Here is a 17,310-nt window from a genome sequence, read left to right on the forward strand (position 1 = left end):
CATTTAGGTTCAAAAACCGGTCTTAAAGTGGCGCACTTTTAAAGCATAACTGTGGCTCATTTTTAGACCATAATTGACAATTCCTGCACCTGGCAGTGATTTCACAGCTAATATGCATATAGCACCGGTTTCGAGTGCTGGTCCAGGAAACCCGGCGGGAAGTGTGTGGTTACGTGCTAATGCATCACCGTCAGCTGCAATAATTGGTCTTAATACAACTACTAACATAAGTGTCGTAACAGGGGTACTCACTGGTAGCACTGGTACTGCTGGCAACCTCACAATCTCGGCAGCTAATACGAATAATTTCTATATCGAAAATAGAACAGGGTCATCTAAGACGTTTATTATAACCCTATTAGGAAATTAAAAGTCCGCGTCAGCAACATCCATTACTGACACGGAAACATTACTTAATAAAAATAACACCATCAGTGATAGGTTTTAATGGAGTGCAGCCATTCTTGAAGTTTATATATGTGTACCCCTCATCGCTAAATGTAGTACCAGTATTTTCATCTGTGCATAACTCTCCATGCATTTTGTATTCATTTGGCACAAGTACCTTCATTATTTTTCCATTATGTGAGAATGCTGGGTACCCTTTTTCTGAATATACATTTTTGAATGGTACTTCCTTGCCATAAAATCTCTCCCAGAAAATTTCAGGTGTTGGATTGTATATGGTTGGAATGTTTTTATATGCCCACAATGCAACATTTGAGCTATTTAGATTTTTTAAGCTAAAATATGAATTATTATATTGCAATGCGTAGGTAAACAACTGGATTAAAACTGATAGTGATAATAAAATCCAAAAAATAATCTTGTTTTTAATGTTAAATAAAAATTCAACAAATGCAAAAACCAGAGGTATAGACGCCCAGAATGCATACCTCATAACATTATCCGCACCAGAGTTCCAGTTTGTCGTTGACAATGACGGAATAGTGGAAATTATTGTTATGAAAACTAACAATAACACTGTTCTATTGTTTTTTTTCTTTATATTTAAAATTGACAATAAAGCAAATATAGGAGTTAGCAATAATATTGCTGGGTAAAGAAGTATGGAGCCTTGATTTAAATCATAATGCATTGAAATAAATCGTCGCATTGATATTAAGTCCGCTCTTGCCCAGCCAGTCGCTATTAAACTTGGGACTCCATAATGATATAAATAAAACATTGATGGAATCAATACTATGAGTCCGCTAAGAAAAGAAAAGGATATGTACTTTATTATTAGGTTTTTATTTCTAATTACATCAATTATACTTTTTTGTTTTGACTCTACCGCATCAGCTACAACACCATAAAATAACACAATGGCGGCAGCTAACCCAAGAGGTGGATACTGAAGTGATGCCAATGCAAAAATGACCGATGCTAGAAGTACCTTTTCTCTCTTTATAAGGCATATTGCAATAATGGAAAGAGAAACTGTTATTGATTCAGGGTGAGGCCATTTCATGTATAAAAATGTTGTTTGTCCAACAATAAAAAATAAAAGTGACAATCTATATAGTAAGGATTCTTTTAGAATGAAAAGCACAAAGAAAATGGATATTAGGAAAAATACTGCATTAGTGAGGTAAAATGATTTTGTTGGTGCCTTATCAAAATTATTGGTTAATAGTAACGCAGGGGTATTTATAATAGAAAGGAATGAAAAGTGATAAGAGTAAAAGTCTCCATGTTTATCTTTGAAGTACCCATTCATTGCATACTTTGAGTCGCTGCAATCTTTTTCGTTGCCACATATATATAATGGGCTATTAAATTTAGCATCTTCTCGTCTGAATGCATTAACCAAATCACCTACATCTTTACTTTCTCGAAGTTGTGGCGTTCCATGATTAAGGAATGACTGGCTCATCAGTATGTATTCATGACCATCCCCTCTGATACCTGGAGATTGAGCGTTAAATACAAAAGCCAAGAAAAATAAAGATACAACTATATAAATCGTTTTTAATATTCTGTTATTCATCTCTAATGCTCTACTTTGAGATTATTAATACGATGCCAAATATTACAAGCACGGCACCAACTATCATTTTTATTGAAATTGTTTCACCGAAAACCATACCAGCAATCATTAGCTGCAAGATGGCGAAGGAAACCATCACAGGGTATGCTCGAGAAACATCAATATCTTTAAGCCCGATACTGTACAGCACAAACCCAGCACCATAAAAAGCAATCGCCGGAAGCTTAATTAGTAGTGGATTAGATGATATTGAGAGTAACCCAATTTTATCAGGATATTTTAGAGCAATGCTTGCAGCAGCGCTGCATAGAGCACTTAAAAATAAGCAGATATATCCAAACATTTAAAACCCCGCCGCAAAAATCATTAAGGTTGCCATGCAAATACCCATAAGCTGGCTCGTTCTATCTTTAATAGCAAAAGCGACAGGGTCATCATGCATATCACCACGCCATGTAAGCAACCACACACGGGTAAGCCAAACGAAAAGAATTGGTGCGATTAAATATAAAACATCAGGGTTGTTGTAGTTCTGCAAGCTAGCTGAGCTATCTATATAGAGAACAAAAACAAGGATTGAGATATACCCAGCTGATATCCCCGATGATAAAAGCAATGGTATGTCAGTAGGGTAATAACCTCGACCCTTTATCTTTCCATCTGATTCAGCGGCTTTAAGTTCGACAACTCTTTTTACGATAGCAAGACTGAAGAAAATAAACATAGAAAAAGAAATTAGCCAGTTTGACAATATAATTCCCGTTGCCGCTGCCCCTGCGACGAGACGCATTGAGTACAAAATTGCTAATGTTGCGACATCGACCACAACCTTGCTTTTAAGAGAAAAAGAGTATGCCAGAGTGATAACGTAATATGAAGCCAATGCAAAGGCGAACTGTATTGGGAGATATGATGTGATTATTATGGATAATATGAACAATATAACAGCAGCAATAATTCCATGTATTAGTGGTATTGCCCCTGATGCCAGCGGTCTGTTTCTCTTTGTTTTATGCTCTCTGTCTGCTTCTAAGTCTACAAGGTCATTAAGTAGATAAACGCTTGATGCACAGAACCCAAATGCAATGAAAGCAAGCATTGCATCTAATAGTAGTGATGATTTACTTATCTCATGTGCAGCCAATATTGGAATAAAAATTAGTAGGTTTTTTGCCCATTGATGAATTCTTATTTCCTTTAGCCATGATTTTATGGTTTTTTTATCACTATCAAATTTATACAAAATTGGTACTGATACTTTATTCATTAATTTCTTTGGCAGGTCAACAACGATAGCGCCTATTGACTTATCCCACACCTTAATATCGTCAGATGAGTTACCCGCATAATCAAACGAGTCGGTATGAGATAAAATTTCATCTGCTTTAACTGATGATGAGACATTCTTAGTATCATTACTCGCAATTACTTTCGAGAAGATGCCTAGATGTTCTGATACTGATTGCGCTATTTTCTCATTTGCGGCAGTACACAGCCATATTTCCCTGCCATTTCTATGCTCTTCATGAAGCATAGCGAGCAGGCTTTCGTTATAAGGGAGTGATGACGCATTCATTGTTACGCGCTTAGCTATCTCGTTCTTAAGCGCAGCTTTGCCACGAATAAGCCATAATATGCATGCGAAAGCATAGAGTGGGTTTTTCTTAATCAGCATGAAGAATGATTCAACTAATGTATCTGTGCGCACTAATGTGCCATCCAGATCAATGCAAAGTGGCGTTCCCATAGAATTCATAAAGATCCGTATTTTTTTAATAGCAGGAGTTTAGCACCTGAATGGGTGATGGTCATCTTTGGTCGGCAAAAGTATATAATTGCCTGGAAGAATTAGAACGCGGTGGTGAGTGTGTCAAATTTGTGCCAGAACAATGGCACAAAAATGCAGAATAATGCAGATAACGATAATTACCACTTAAGCTGGCTGGCTTGTGTAGCGGGCTAGACAGTTGTTATGATGCGCTCCTTTTAATCACGCATCAGACTGTTTCTCTGATGCTGGAGGTTATGTGAAGTACGAATTACAAAAAACTGATGGGCGCGCCCGTCGTGGTCGTCTGGTATTTGAACGCGGTGTAGTAGAAACCCCGGCATTTATGCCTGTCGGCACCTACGGCACGGTAAAAGGGATGACGCCGGAAGAAGTGGCCGAAACCGGTGCGCAAATCTTGTTGGGGAACACTTTCCACTTGTGGTTGCGTCCGGGTCAGGAAATCATGAAGTTGCACGGCGACTTGCATGATTTTATGCAATGGCATGGTCCTATCCTGACAGATTCTGGCGGTTTTCAAGTGTTCAGCTTGGGCGCGATGCGCAAAATCAAAGAAGAAGGGGTGACATTCCAAAACCCTATCAACGGCGATAAAGTTTTTCTCAGCCCAGAAAAATCGATGGAAATCCAGAATGATCTCGGCTCTGATATCGTGATGATTTTCGACGAATGCACACCTTACCCAGCAGACTGGGATTATGCGAAGCGTTCGATGGAAATGTCATTGCGCTGGGCTGCCCGTAGTCGTCAACGCTTTGATGAACTGAACAATAAAAATGCATTGTTCGGTATTATTCAGGGCGGTGTTTACGAAGATTTACGTGATGTCTCCGTAAAAGGGCTGGTAGATATCGGTTTTGATGGTTACGCTGTGGGCGGCCTGGCGGTCGGTGAGCCAAAAGAAGATATGCACCGCATTCTGGAGCATGTTTGCCCACAGATCCCGGAGGATAAACCCCGTTACCTGATGGGCGTGGGGAAACCTGAGGATTTAGTTGAAGGTGTACGTCGCGGTATCGACATGTTTGACTGTGTAATGCCAACGCGTAATGCCCGTAACGGCCATTTGTTTGTCACTGACGGAGTCGTAAAAATCCGTAATGCCAAACATAAGAGTGATACAGCAACGTTGGACGAGCATTGTGATTGTTATACTTGTCGCAATTATAGCCGTGCCTACTTGCATCATCTTGACCGTTGCAACGAAATACTGGGTGCGCGGCTTAATACCATTCATAACCTGCGTTACTACCAACGCTTAATGGCGGGTTTACGTCAGGCTATTGAAGAGGGTAAATTAGAGAACTTCGTTGAAGATTTCTATGGTCGGATAGGGAAACCTGTTCCGCCATTATCTCCACAAGTAAGCGTTTGATTTTAAAATTATTACCTTTGTATTTGTCGGTCTAACAGTTAGGATTCACCGTTTCTGTTTTATCGCACTGATTTCACACTACTGATATTGATAACAATGAGGGAATTTTAATGAGTCTTTTCATTTCCGATGCTGTCGCATCCGCTGGGGCCCCGGCTCAGAGCAGCCCGTACTCCCTGGTGATTATGCTGGTGGTATTTGGTCTGATTTTCTACTTCATGATCCTGCGTCCACAGCAAAAACGTGCCAAAGAACACAAAAAACTGATGGATTCTATCGGTAAAGGTGATGAAGTTTTAACCACGGGTGGTTTACTGGGTCGTGTTACTAAAGTTGCGGAAACGGGCTACATCGTTATCGCACTGAACGACACCACTGAAGTGATGATCAAACGTGACTTCGTTGCTGCCGTTTTACCGAAAGGTACAATGAAAGCTCTGTAATTTTTGATTTTCCCGAAGGGAATTGCCGTGTTAAACCGTTATCCTTTGTGGAAGTATCTGATGCTGATCGTTGTGATCTTCATCGGTCTGCTATATGCACTTCCCAACCTTTATGGTGAGGATCCGGCTGTTCAAATCACTGGTGCGCGAGGAATCGCCGCCAGTGAAACAACGCTGGTCCAAGTCCGTGACGTTTTAGAAAAAGACAACATAGCGAGCAAGTCCATTGCGCTGGAAAACGGTGCAATCCTGGCTCGCTTTAGAGATCCCGACGTCCAGTTGCGTGCCCGTGAGGCACTGATGGAAGCGATGGGAGACAAATACGTTATCGCGTTAAACCTGGCTCCGGCAACGCCTTCCTGGCTTGCTAAGTTGGGTGCCGAGCCGATGAAGCTTGGCCTTGACCTACGTGGTGGTGTGCACTTCTTGATGGAAGTGGACATGGATACCGCGCTGGGCAAGCTGCAAGAGCAAACGATGGATACCCTGCGCAGCGATTTGCGTGAGAAAAATATCCCGTATGCCACTGTGCGTAAGCTCGATAACTATGGTGTTGAAGTGCGTTTCCGCGATGATAAAACCCGCGATGACGCCGTCAGCTACCTTTCTTCTCGCCACCGTGACTTGGTGATTGGCTCCAATGGCAGCAATACCTTAAAAGCTGTGATGAGTGATGACCGTCTGCGGGAAGCGCGCGAATATGCAGTCCAACAAAACATCACGATTTTGCGTAACCGGGTTAACCAGTTAGGTGTAGCCGAACCTTTGGTTCAGCGCCAGGGTTCAGATCGTATTGTGGTCGAGTTACCCGGCATTCAGGACACTGCACGTGCTAAAGAAATTCTTGGTGCAACCGCGACTCTTGAATTCCGTCTGGTAAACAGCAATGTTGACGCCACTGTTGCAGCCTCCGGTCGTGTACCGGGCGATTCCGAAGTTAAAAATACCCGTGAAGGCCGCCCGGTTGTCTTGTACAAGCGCGTTATCCTGACCGGTGACCATATTACCGATTCAACCTCCAGCACCGACGAATATAACCAAGCCCAGGTTAATATCTCGCTCGATAGCGCGGGTGGTTCTGTCATGTCTAATTTTACCAAGGACAATATCGGCAAGCCGATGGCGACTTTGTTTGTAGAATATAAAGACAGTGGTAAAAAAGATGCTAACGGCCGAGCGATTCTGGTTAAGCAGGAAGAAGTTATCAACATCGCGAACATTCAGTCGCGCTTAGGTAACAGTTTCCGTATTACCGGCATTGATAACCCGGCTGAGGCTCGTCAGCTTTCTCTGCTGCTGCGTGCGGGTGCATTGATTGCCCCAATCCAGATTGTAGAAGAGCGCACTATCGGGCCAACTTTGGGTTCTCAGAACATTACCCAAGGTCTGGAAGCCTGCTTGTGGGGCTTGGCGGTGTCTATCCTGTTTATGGTGGTTTACTACCGTAAATTTGGTGTAATTGCCAGTACTGCACTGTTGGCTAACTTAGTGTTGATCGTGGGCGTGATGTCTCTGTTACCGGGGGCGACATTAACCATGCCGGGTATTGCCGGGATTGTATTGACGCTGGCGGTAGCAGTTGATGCTAACGTGCTGATTAACGAGCGAATAAAAGAAGAGTACAGGAACGGGCGAACGATTCAGCAAGCGATTCATGAAGGGTACAAAGGTGCCTTCTCGAGTATCGTCGATGCGAACGTAACGACGCTGATCACTGCGATTATTCTATATGCTGTGGGTACCGGTTCGATTAAAGGCTTTGCCATTACAACGGCAATCGGTGTTATAACGTCAATGTTCACCGCAATAGTCGGTACTCGTGCCATCGTCAACCTGCTTTACGGCGGCAAGCGCATTAACAAGCTGTCTATTTGAGGAGTACGTTGTGGCACAGGATTATACTGTTGAACAACTGAACTATGGCCGTAAAGTCTATGACTTTATGCGCTGGGATAACGTCGCTTTCGGCATTTCGTTGCTGTTGTTGGTAGCATCCATTGCGGTTATCTCCGTTAAAGGGTTTAACTGGGGTCTGGATTTCACCGGTGGTACGGTGATTGAAATTAACCTGGAAAAACCTGCGGATTTGGATCAATTGCGCGATACGCTGGAAACGGCGGGTTTTGAATCGCCAATCCTGCAAAACTTTGGTAGCAGCCGTGATGTGATGATTCGTATGCCACCTGCAACCGGCACTGCCGGGCAGGAATTGGGTAACAAAGTCATCTCGGTTATCAATGAGTCAGTTGATAAGAATGCATCGGTAAAACGCATCGAATTCGTCGGGCCGAGTGTGGGCAGTGATTTAGCCCAAGCAGGCGGTATGGCATTGTTGGTGGCGTTGCTGAGTATTCTGGTTTATGTCGGTTTCCGTTTTGAGTGGCGTCTGGCGCTGGGGGCGGTTATCGCCTTGGCGCATGACGTGGTCATTACCATGGGGATCTTGTCGTTGTTCCATATTGAGATTGACCTAACCATCATTGCATCATTGATGTCAGTTATTGGTTACTCACTTAACGACAGTATCGTGGTATCAGACCGTATTCGTGAGAACTTCCGCAAGATCCGTCGCGGTACGCCTTACGAAATCATGAACGTGTCTTTGACCCAGACCTTAAGCCGTACCATTATGACCTCTGCAACTACGCTGATGGTGGTATTGATGCTGTTTATCTTCGGTGGTGCGATGCTGCAAGGCTTCTCACTGACGATGCTGATCGGTGTTTCCATCGGTACAGTTTCATCCATCTACGTGGCCTCCGCGCTGGCGTTGAAACTGGGCATGAAACGTGAGCATATGTTGCAGCAAAAAGTTGAGAAAGAAGGTGCAGACCAGCCTTCAATTCTGCCGTAATAGCTTGTAAGCGATAGCATGCAAGACTAAAACCCTGATACTGGTATTGCTGGTGTCAGGGTTTTTTATTGTTGTATTAGCGATTTTCCTGCCATTTCCTCACAGCAAAAATCATTATCCATTAATTTAAATTATTTCCTTTTAGTGTTTCTATTAAAACAGATTGCTATTTTAATTATTCACTTCGTTAATGTATTTTTTGTTTTAATTTACCACGTGAAATCAATAAGGATAATAAGTCATTAAGTTGTTTTTTTTATGAGTATTTCCCTTTATTTAATATCTAACCACTCAATTTTAACCGATTGTTTAGGCGGTAACAGACGTGTTTTATATATTAAGGTTTACATTGAAATTTAAGGGGGGGTAATGACCGTTATTTCGAGTGCTACGAGTAATACTCAAGTTGTAATTGCTAATGATGATCAAAAGGATAAGTCTGATAGCAATAACATTACGTTGGAAAAAATAAAACTAGAGATAGTGACTGCTTTCACGGGGGTAGAATATGATGCAAATTCAAAAATAAGTAATCTAATAAAAAGAAACACAAATGTAACGACGCTGGAAGATATACTAATTAGTGTAAATAAGTATCTAGAGAAAAGTAAAGGTACAGACAGATGTAATGTGTTAATTTCAAACATAGAAAAAGAACAAAATTCGGAAATTAATAAAAATTATAAATTAGAAAAGCATAGTAACGGGTTGCATCAATTAATCGACAGAAAATATGTCGTGGATGATGTATGTTCATCTGAAGTTAATGAGGAAGTTAGATACAAAGAGAGTCAAATACAAAAACAGAATGATAGAATAATTAATGAGGAAAAGATAAAAAAAGAGTTACAAGAAAAGAAAGAACTAAAAGAAGAAATAGAACGTATCAATAACAATTTGAGAGAGTTAGAACATCGAGATACTATATCCCGTGGTTTAGTCGCAGTTAGTGATGTAGTATTTGAATGTAAAACATTCTCAGGTTCATATGAAATAAAAAATAAACACGATTTTTTGAAGAGTAAAAATATAGACTCAAGTTGTTTAATAGAACTTAAAGAACATATTGAAAAGTTGAAGGGACTGGAGAAGCTTTATATCGATAATATGTATTTGAATATGGAAGAACTGCCAAAATTCCATGAGAATTTAGAATCTGTTAAAAATGAGGGTGTTCGTGATGCAGCGAAAATGATAAACACTCTGATAGAAAGTTTATCCTATAAAGAAAAAACCATCAGGACTCGGGTTGTTAATATTATTGCTTCTTTTCTATTTCCCAACTTATTTAAAAACAGAGAGAGTGAAAAAATGCAATTCGTGGGAAACATAATAAATTTGAAGGAGCTAATAACTGATTTAAGTCATAAACCAGGCTATGAAAACTTGTTAAAAGCAAAGTGGCTCTATGGATTAGTGACTCAGATATTAGTTAAGGGCACACCAGCCCAATACCCTTTCGATCCTCTCGGCGTGTTATCCCCAGACCGTAAAGTTTGGCTAGAACTGCAAAAGGAATGGTTGAAGCCTCTTGAACCGAAATCCGATGAACCAAAGCTTTCGTCATAGTTGATCGACATAAACTGCCGCTTCCGCCCTTTGTTGTCGCGGCAGTTCGCGCTAAACTGTCGCTAAGTTTAAGCTCACCCATCAGGAAGCGCTATGCATTGCCCGTTTTGTGCCGCTGTGGATACCAAAGTCATTGATTCCCGTCTGGTGAGCGATGGTTCGCAAGTGCGCCGTCGCCGTCAGTGTTTAGATTGTAATGAGCGCTTCACCACTTTCGAAGTGGCTGAACTGGTGTTACCGCGCGTGATTAAAAGTGATGAGGTGCGCGAACCCTTTAATGAAGAGAAATTACGCCGTGGCATGCTGAAAGCATTAGAAAAACGCCCTGTCAGCTCTGACGATGTCGAAACGGCAATAAGTCATATTAAATCTCAGCTACGTGCCACCGGCGAACGTGAAGTGCCCACCAAAATGGTCGGCAATCTGGTGATGGAAGCACTGAAACGCCTGGATAAAGTGGCGTATATCCGTTTTGCCTCGGTGTATCGCAGTTTTGAAGATATCCGCGAATTTGGCGAAGAAATTGCCCGTTTACAGGACTAGTCGCGGTAGCCGTAAAGCCGTTAGCACTATGCTAATTGTCACCGCATAAAACTAAGGAAAGCCATGCAGCCCGATGAATTTTATATGGCCCGTGCCTTTGAGTTAGCGCGGTTGGGCCGTTTTACGACGTCACCGAATCCGAATGTCGGCTGTGTTCTGGCGCGTGATGGGGAGATTGTCGGTGAAGGTTATCACCTGCGTGCTGGCGAACCCCATGCTGAGGTGCATGCTTTACGCATGGCGGGTGAAAAAGCGCGTGGCGCTACCGCTTATGTCACTCTTGAGCCATGTAGCCACCATGGGCGTACACCGCCCTGTGCTGATGCTTTGCTTGCCGCAGGGGTGAAGCGCGTGGTGGCCGCGATGCAGGATCCAAATCCGCAAGTTGCCGGGCGTGGCTTATATAAACTGAAACAAGCGGGTATCGAGGTTCAACACGGTTTGATGCTGGCAGAAGCCGAAGCCACTAATCTGGGTTTCTTGAAGCGCATGCGCACTGGGTTCCCTTATCTGCAACTGAAAATGGCAGCCTCTTTGGATGGCCGCACGGCGATGGCTTCTGGCGAAAGCCAGTGGATTACCTCGCCACAGGCACGTCAGGATGTGCAGCGTTTTCGGGCGCAAAGCTCCGCCATCCTCAGTACCAGTGCCACAGTATTGGCCGATGATCCTTCGCTTACTCTGCGCTGGCAGGAGTTTGATGCAGAAACTCAAGCGCTCTATCCTCAAGATAGCCTGCGTCAGCCAGTTCGCGTTATCGTCGATAGCCATAACCGTGTGATGCCAGAGCACAAGGTGATACAGCAAGATGGCCCATGCTGGTTAGCCCGGGTTGAGGCGGATGAGCAAACATGGCCTGGCAATGTCGAGCAATTGTTGCTGCCCCGACATGGTAATGGGGTAGATTTAGTCTTATTGATGATGCAATTGGGTAAGCGGCAAATTAATTCTGTTTGGGTTGAAGCTGGGTCACAATTCGCGGGTGCTTTGTTGCAGGCCGGTGTGGTTGATGAGTTAATTCTTTATATCGCACCAAAATTGTTAGGCAGTGATGCCCGAGGTTTATGCCAGTTAGCGGGGTTAACCTGCCTCTCTGATGCCCCAGAGTTTACATTTAGTGATGTGCGCCAGGTGGGGCCAGACTTGCGTTTGCGCTTGAAACCGAAGTATTGATGAATTATCCGGCAGGGATTCACTCTGCCAATCATAGTCTTGCCAGCGTTTTACAAATGCGCAGGGGCGGGGCGTGAAAGAATATGATAGAATCCGCCCCCCTGCGGGGTATGAACCTATATTGAGGAAAGCTATGAACGTTATCGAAGGTGTTGTTGCTACTCCTAATGCCCGCGTGGCGATTGCAATTGCGCGTTTTAACAACTTTATCAATGACAGCTTGCTGGAAGGTGCTATTGATGCCCTGAAGCGCATTGGCCAGGTAACCGACGACAACATCACTGTTGTTTGGGTGCCGGGTGCTTATGAATTGCCGCTGGTTGCTAATGTGTTAGCAAAAACAAATCGTTACGATGCGGTCATTGCGCTGGGTACAGTCATCCGTGGGGGCACGGCGCACTTTGAATATGTTGCTGGTGAAGCGAGTTCTGGTTTGGCAAGTGTCGCCATGAACAGCGATATCCCAGTGGCTTTTGGTGTGCTGACCACAGAAAGTATTGAGCAGGCAATTGAGCGTGCGGGTACTAAAGCAGGTAATAAAGGTGCAGAAGCTGCCCTGACCGCGCTTGAAATGATTAATGTAATCAAAGCTATTAAAGGCTGAATTTAGTTAAGTTAAGGGGAATTCCGTGAAACCTGCTGCTCGTCGCCGCGCTCGTGAGTGCGCTGTTCAAGCGCTCTACTCTTGGCAGTTGTCTAAAAACGACATCGCTGATGTTGAATTACAGTTCCTGTCTGAGCAGGATGTCAAAGATGTAGACATCGCCTATTTTCGCGAATTGCTGTCCGGGGTTGCCGTTAATGCCGCATCTCTGGATGCGCTAATGGCGCCTGTTCTTTCCCGCCAGCTCGAAGAATTAGGTCAGGTTGAAAGAGCGGTTCTGCGTATTGCGCTGTTTGAACTGAGCAAACGTGATGATGTCCCTTATAAAGTGGCAATCAATGAAGCTATTGAACTCGCCAAAACGTTCGGCGCAGCAGATAGCCATAAGTTCGTCAACGGAGTGCTGGATAAGGTGGCTCCGACGGTGCGTAAACGAAAATAATTCGTTGCATTAACGACTTGAATTGAGGCCGGATCCCGGCCTTAATTTATTGATCAGTTAACATTTCTGGAATTGTATTATGGCATGTGGCGAATTTGACCTCATTACCCGCTATTTTGACCGGTTCAGAAGTAATCGCCGAGATGTAGAGCTGGGTATTGGAGACGACTGCGCACTTCTTACCGTGGCAGAAAAACAGCTGTTGGCCATCAGTACCGATACATTGGTGTCGGGCATTCATTTCCTTCCTGATATTGATCCGGCCGATCTCGGATACAAATCTTTAGCGGTAAACCTTAGCGATTTAGCGGCTATGGGAGCCGACCCCGCTTGGTTATCTCTTGCTCTGACCCTACCTAATGTTAATGAAGATTGGCTGCAATCATTCAGTGATAGCTTGTTTGATCAGCTTAATTATTACGGTATGCAATTGATCGGCGGTGACACTACGCGTGGGCCGCTGAGCCTGACGTTGACCATCCAAGGTTTAGTCCCTGAAGGGCGAGCATTGAAACGCGCTGGCGCTCGGATTGGTGACTGGATTTATGTGACCGGGACATTAGGCGACAGTGCCGCTGGCTTGGCAATTTTACAAAATGAGTTGCTGGTTGACAATGAGGCAGACAGGGCGGCGCTAGTTCATCGCCATTTGCGGCCACAGCCTCGGGTCTTGCAGGGGCAGGCTTTGCGCGACCTTGCCAGCTCGGCTATTGATATCTCCGATGGTCTCATTTCTGATCTACAACATATTCTGAAAGCCAGTCATTGCGGCGCACGTATTGAGCTGGATGCTTTGCCGTATTCTGATGCACTAAAAAATCAGGTGAATGCTGATCAAGCTCTGCGCTGGGCATTGAGCGGCGGTGAAGACTACGAACTATGCTTTACTGTACCGGAGATAAACCGAGGTGCACTGAAAGTTGCATTGAGTCACACGGGCGCAAATTACACCTGTATTGGTCAGATTGGGCCACAAGCGGAAGGGGTTAAATTCTTCCGTGAGGGTAAGGCGGTTGAGATGAATTTACGTGGTTTTGATCATTTCTCAGCAGGTAACCCTCATGGTAGGTAATAGCATGGATGAAGCCAAACGTCGTCTGCGGTTATCTAATCCGTGGCACTTGTTGGCGACGGGTTTTGGCAGTGGTTTATCGCCGTGGGCTCCGGGCACCATGGGGTCTATTGCTGCGATTCCTTTCTGGCTGTTATTGATTCAGTTACCCTGGCAACTCTATTCTCTGGCCGTGATGTTTAGCATCTGTATTGGTGTTTATATCTGTCATCGCACCGCCAAAGATATGCAAGTTCATGACCACGGCAGTATCGTTTGGGATGAATTTGTCGGAATGTGGATTACCTTGATGGCATTGCCAGTCAATGATTGGCAATGGGTCGTCGCTGGGTTTGTGGCATTTCGTATTTTTGATATCTGGAAGCCTTGGCCGATTCGCTGGTTTGATCGCAACGTTCATGGCGGTATGGGCATCATGGTGGATGACATCATCGCCGGGGTGGTTGCGGCGGCGATTATTTTTGTCGTGGGGCACTACTGGCCAATAGACTTATTCTATTGATACCCGTCATCTTTCAAGTTGCAGGTAAAGCTGAGCCAAGGAAACGCTCCGTTCGGGGCGTAATGGGGTGAGCCACCGGAGTGCCCGCCCTTGGCTCACTGTGTTATCTGTCTAAATTACTCCAGCCAGGCTTCAATCTGGCGCTGTATTCCTACAGCATCTAAACCAAATTCAGCACGCATTTCATCTTGTTCACCTTGTGGAACAAAGTGGTCTGGCAAACCGAGATTCAACACCGGCACTAACTGGCGTTTTGCCATTAGCAGTTCATTCACACCACTGCCCGCACCGCCCATAATGACGTTTTCTTCTACAGTAACCAGTACTTCGTGGCTGGCAGCCAGTTCCAGTACCAACTCTTCATCCAATGGTTTAACGAAACGCATATCTACCAGTGTGGCATTCAGATTGTCGGCGACAATTTGCGCCTGTGCCAGCAAGGTCCCAAAGCACAGGATGGCAATTTTTTCACCTTCGCGGCGCACGATCCCTTTACCAATCGGCATTATTTCTAGTGGCTCTAATGTTACGCCAGTGCCATTGCCTCGCGGGTAACGCACGGCCGCAGGCCCTTGGTGGTGATAGCCGGTGTGCAGCATTTGGCGGCACTGGTTCTCATCACTTGGAGTCATGATGACCATGTTAGGGATGCAACGCATGAATGATAGATCGAATGCGCCCTGATGGGTTTGGCCATCGGCCCCCACTAAACCACCGCGGTCAATGGCGAATAATACTGGCAGATTCTGGATAGCAACATCGTGGATCAGCTGGTCATAAGCCCGTTGCAGGAAAGTCGAGTAGATAGCAACGACCGGTTTGTAGCCACCAATAGCTAAACCAGCAGCAAAGGTCACGGCGTGTTGTTCGGCTATCGCCACATCAAAATATTGTTGCGGATATTCACGCGAGAAGCGCACCATCCCCGAACCTTCACGCATTGCGGGTGTTACCGCCATTAACTGACTGTCTTTAGCGGCGGTTTCACATAACCATTCGCCGAAGATTTTAGAGTAAGTGGGTAAGTTGCCCTGACTTTTCGGCAAGGTGCCAGAGGCCGGATCAAACTTAGGTACAGCGTGCCAGCCAATGGGATCTTTTTCCGCTGGGGCGTAGCCTTTGCCCTTCTTGGTCATGATATGCAACAGTTGCGGGCCTTTTAGGCTGCGCATGTTTTTCAATGTTTGTGTCAAGGCTTGCACGTCGTGGCCATCAATCGGGCCGATATAATTAAAGCCCAACTCTTCAAATAAGGTGCTGGGTACTACCATGCCTTTCAGGTGTTCTTCGGTGCGTTTCAGCAAATCTTTAATGGGCGGTAAACCCGAAAGTGCTTTTTTCCCGCCTTCTCGTAGGCTGGCGTAGAGTTTGCCAGATAATAACTGGGCCAAATGGTTGTTCAGGCCGCCTACGTTTTCTGAAATAGACATTTCGTTATCGTTAAGGATAACCAGCATGTCTGAATGAATATCCCCAGCATGATTCATCGCTTCGAAAGCCATACCGGCAGTAATGGCACCGTCACCAATCACACACACGGTACGCCGGCCTTTACCTTCACGCTCGGCGGCAACCGCCATCCCCAAACCCGCACTGATGGAGGTTGAGGAGTGGCCGACAGAAAGTACGTCATATTCACTTTCATCACGCCATGGGAAAGGATGTAAACCATCTTTCTGGCGAATGGTCCCTATCTGCTCACGGCGGCCGGTTAATATTTTGTGCGGATAAGCCTGATGGCCGACGTCCCACACCAGGCTATCAAACGGCGTATTGTAGACGTAATGCAACGCGACAGTGAGCTCAACCACACCTAACCCAGAAGCAAAATGCCCACTGGATCGGCTGACAGAGGCAAGCAAATACTGCCGCAGTTCATCACATAACTTCGGCAGACTTTCTTTCGGCAACATGCGCAGTTCTTCAGGATTTTCCGCAAGTGCCAATGTCGGGTATTTGGCTATATCAATACTCATTCGATGCTCATATCAAAAGTTTAAGTAGGCATTCACGGACTGCCAGTATATTTCTAATTATCACGCTCAATAATGAAACAGGCTAAAGCCTGTAGTGGCGCTATGTTATAGGATTGCTCTGACAGCTCATTCAGGGCGCTAAGGGCTTCCTGATAAAGGTCCATGGCTTTGGCTTTGGCGCAATCTAACCCAAGAAGTGCCGGATAAGTGCTTTTTCCGTGTTGCTGATCTGACCCCTGGCGCTTACCAATTGTAGCGGTATCACCAATAACATCTAAAATATCGTCCTGCACCTGAAAGGCCAGGCCGATGGCATTGGCATAACGGTCTAGCAATGGTAATGCATCGCGGCCAGGGGCACCGGCTGCCAGCGCGCCGAGACGCATGGCTGCACGGATCAACGCACCGGTTTTATGGCGGTGGATTTTTTCAAGGTCAGCGAGTGCAATCTGGCGGGTTTCAGCTTCCAGATCCAAAGCCTGACCGCCACACATGCCCGCAACACCACTGGCATGGGCTAATTCTGCAATCATCGACAGGCGGTCTTTATCGGCCACACCGGGCATTGGGGCTTCCGCCAGGATAGAAAATGCCAGCGTTTGCAATGCATCACCGGCCAGAATGGCATTGGCTTCACCAAACTTCACATGGCAAGTGGGTTGCCCACGGCGCAAATCATCGTCATCCATCGCCGGTAAATCATCATGAATTAATGAATAAGCATGGATACATTCAATTGCCGCCGCAGGGGCATCCAAACTGGTCAGTGACAGGCCGAACATTTGGCCGGTGGCGTAAACCAGATAAGGGCGCAGCCGCTTACCACCCAGCACGGCACCATAGCGCATCGCCTCAACCAAATCACTGTTGCCAAAAGGAAGTGGCGCAATGAAATCCAACAGAGCCTGGTTGATTCGCTGCTGGTGCGCGGCAAGCTGCTGATTGAAGTCCACTGAGGAGTGAGTGTTAGACATA

16 protein-coding genes are annotated in these 17,310 nt (G+C 45.2%); 11 read left to right on the forward strand and 5 right to left on the reverse strand.

Annotation, left to right across the window (positions count from 1 at the left end; translation table 11 throughout):
- Nucleotides 1-409: 409 nt before the first annotated feature.
- Genes FTA91_RS00015 through FTA91_RS00025 form a run of 3 tightly spaced genes read right to left on the reverse strand, consistent with a single transcriptional unit; the run spans nt 410 to nt 3,749 of the window.
- The gene (locus FTA91_RS00015; RefSeq protein WP_145535395.1) at nt 410-1,993 is read right to left on the reverse strand and encodes a hypothetical protein; all 1,584 of its coding nucleotides are present in this window, start codon (nt 1,991-1,993) and stop codon (nt 410-412) included.
- A 10-nt stretch (nt 1,994-2,003) separates the two neighbouring features.
- A complete protein-coding gene (locus FTA91_RS00020) occupies nt 2,004-2,336 on the reverse strand; it encodes a DMT family transporter (protein WP_145535392.1) in 333 nt (110 codons plus the stop codon).
- Nucleotides 2,337-3,749, reverse strand: a complete 1,413-nt coding sequence (locus FTA91_RS00025) for a UbiA family prenyltransferase (RefSeq protein ID WP_145535389.1) — start codon at nt 3,747-3,749, stop codon at nt 2,337-2,339.
- A gap of 271 nt (nt 3,750-4,020) precedes the next feature.
- On the opposite strand from FTA91_RS00025, the gene tgt reads away from it, so the two are divergent.
- The 11 genes from tgt to pgpA all read left to right on the forward strand — a co-directional run bounded on the left by tgt (nt 4,021) and on the right by pgpA (nt 14,359).
- Nucleotides 4,021-5,157, forward strand: a complete 1,137-nt coding sequence (gene tgt / locus FTA91_RS00030; RefSeq protein WP_050113254.1) for a tRNA guanosine(34) transglycosylase Tgt — start codon at nt 4,021-4,023, stop codon at nt 5,155-5,157.
- A gap of 110 nt (nt 5,158-5,267) precedes the next feature.
- Entirely contained in the window at nt 5,268-5,600 is a 333-nt protein-coding gene (gene yajC / locus FTA91_RS00035) for a preprotein translocase subunit YajC (RefSeq protein WP_005166605.1), read from the forward strand.
- A 27-nt stretch (nt 5,601-5,627) separates the two neighbouring features.
- The gene (secD, locus tag FTA91_RS00040) at nt 5,628-7,475 is read left to right on the forward strand and encodes a protein translocase subunit SecD (RefSeq protein ID WP_072082503.1); all 1,848 of its coding nucleotides are present in this window, start codon (nt 5,628-5,630) and stop codon (nt 7,473-7,475) included.
- A 10-nt stretch (nt 7,476-7,485) separates the two neighbouring features.
- Nucleotides 7,486-8,454, forward strand: a complete 969-nt coding sequence (gene secF / locus FTA91_RS00045) for a protein translocase subunit SecF (RefSeq protein ID WP_050113256.1) — start codon at nt 7,486-7,488, stop codon at nt 8,452-8,454.
- Nucleotides 8,455-8,823: 369 nt separating this feature from the next.
- Nucleotides 8,824-10,023, forward strand: coding sequence for a hypothetical protein (locus FTA91_RS00050; RefSeq protein WP_145535386.1), 1,200 nt, complete (start codon nt 8,824-8,826; stop codon nt 10,021-10,023).
- 93 nt (nt 10,024-10,116) lie between these two features.
- Nucleotides 10,117-10,566, forward strand: a complete 450-nt coding sequence (gene nrdR, locus FTA91_RS00055) for a transcriptional regulator NrdR (protein ID WP_004393175.1) — start codon at nt 10,117-10,119, stop codon at nt 10,564-10,566.
- 63 nt (nt 10,567-10,629) lie between these two features.
- Nucleotides 10,630-11,739, forward strand: a complete 1,110-nt coding sequence (gene ribD, locus FTA91_RS00060) for a bifunctional diaminohydroxyphosphoribosylaminopyrimidine deaminase/5-amino-6-(5-phosphoribosylamino)uracil reductase RibD (protein WP_050113258.1) — start codon at nt 10,630-10,632, stop codon at nt 11,737-11,739.
- A gap of 133 nt (nt 11,740-11,872) precedes the next feature.
- Nucleotides 11,873-12,343, forward strand: coding sequence for a 6,7-dimethyl-8-ribityllumazine synthase (gene ribH / locus FTA91_RS00065; RefSeq protein ID WP_004393184.1), 471 nt, complete (start codon nt 11,873-11,875; stop codon nt 12,341-12,343).
- A gap of 25 nt (nt 12,344-12,368) precedes the next feature.
- A complete protein-coding gene (gene nusB / locus FTA91_RS00070) occupies nt 12,369-12,785 on the forward strand; it encodes a transcription antitermination factor NusB (protein ID WP_005166503.1) in 417 nt (138 codons plus the stop codon).
- A 79-nt stretch (nt 12,786-12,864) separates the two neighbouring features.
- Nucleotides 12,865-13,857: a thiamine-phosphate kinase gene (gene thiL, locus FTA91_RS00075; protein WP_050113259.1), complete on the forward strand. Its 993-nt coding sequence runs from the start codon at nt 12,865-12,867 to the stop codon at nt 13,855-13,857.
- 4 nt (nt 13,858-13,861) lie between these two features.
- The gene (gene pgpA, locus FTA91_RS00080; RefSeq protein WP_050113391.1) at nt 13,862-14,359 is read left to right on the forward strand and encodes a phosphatidylglycerophosphatase A; all 498 of its coding nucleotides are present in this window, start codon (nt 13,862-13,864) and stop codon (nt 14,357-14,359) included.
- A 116-nt stretch (nt 14,360-14,475) separates the two neighbouring features.
- Here the strand turns inward: pgpA and dxs are convergent, their stop codons facing one another.
- The gene (gene dxs / locus FTA91_RS00085; protein ID WP_050113260.1) at nt 14,476-16,335 is read right to left on the reverse strand and encodes a 1-deoxy-D-xylulose-5-phosphate synthase; all 1,860 of its coding nucleotides are present in this window, start codon (nt 16,333-16,335) and stop codon (nt 14,476-14,478) included.
- Between the two features lie 53 nt (nt 16,336-16,388).
- Nucleotides 16,389-17,309 (reverse strand): (2E,6E)-farnesyl diphosphate synthase, encoded by a 921-nt coding sequence (ispA, locus tag FTA91_RS00090; RefSeq protein ID WP_050113261.1) that lies wholly within the window; start codon nt 17,307-17,309, stop codon nt 16,389-16,391.
- Between the last annotated feature and the right edge of the window lies 1 nt (nt 17,310).

The sequence above is a fragment of the Yersinia thracica genome, from assembly GCF_902170565.1.
GTDB lineage: Bacteria > Pseudomonadota > Gammaproteobacteria > Enterobacterales > Enterobacteriaceae > Yersinia > Yersinia thracica.

Coding starts and splice junctions, on each gene's coding strand:
- FTA91_RS00015 (WP_145535395.1), bottom strand. CDS start 1,993: ATGAATAACAGAATATTAAAAACGATTTATATAGTTGTATCTTTATTT.
- FTA91_RS00020 (WP_145535392.1), bottom strand. CDS start 2,336: ATGTTTGGATATATCTGCTTATTTTTAAGTGCTCTATGCAGCGCTGCT.
- FTA91_RS00025 (WP_145535389.1), bottom strand. CDS start 3,749: ATGAATTCTATGGGAACGCCACTTTGCATTGATCTGGATGGCACATTA.
- yajC (WP_005166605.1), top strand. CDS start 5,268: ATGAGTCTTTTCATTTCCGATGCTGTCGCATCCGCTGGGGCCCCGGCT.
- FTA91_RS00050 (WP_145535386.1), top strand. CDS start 8,824: ATGACCGTTATTTCGAGTGCTACGAGTAATACTCAAGTTGTAATTGCT.
- nrdR (WP_004393175.1), top strand. CDS start 10,117: ATGCATTGCCCGTTTTGTGCCGCTGTGGATACCAAAGTCATTGATTCC.
- ribD (WP_050113258.1), top strand. CDS start 10,630: ATGCAGCCCGATGAATTTTATATGGCCCGTGCCTTTGAGTTAGCGCGG.
- ribH (WP_004393184.1), top strand. CDS start 11,873: ATGAACGTTATCGAAGGTGTTGTTGCTACTCCTAATGCCCGCGTGGCG.
- thiL (WP_050113259.1), top strand. CDS start 12,865: ATGGCATGTGGCGAATTTGACCTCATTACCCGCTATTTTGACCGGTTC.
- pgpA (WP_050113391.1), top strand. CDS start 13,862: ATGGATGAAGCCAAACGTCGTCTGCGGTTATCTAATCCGTGGCACTTG.
- dxs (WP_050113260.1), bottom strand. CDS start 16,335: ATGAGTATTGATATAGCCAAATACCCGACATTGGCACTTGCGGAAAAT.
- ispA (WP_050113261.1), bottom strand. CDS start 17,309: ATGTCTAACACTCACTCCTCAGTGGACTTCAATCAGCAGCTTGCCGCG.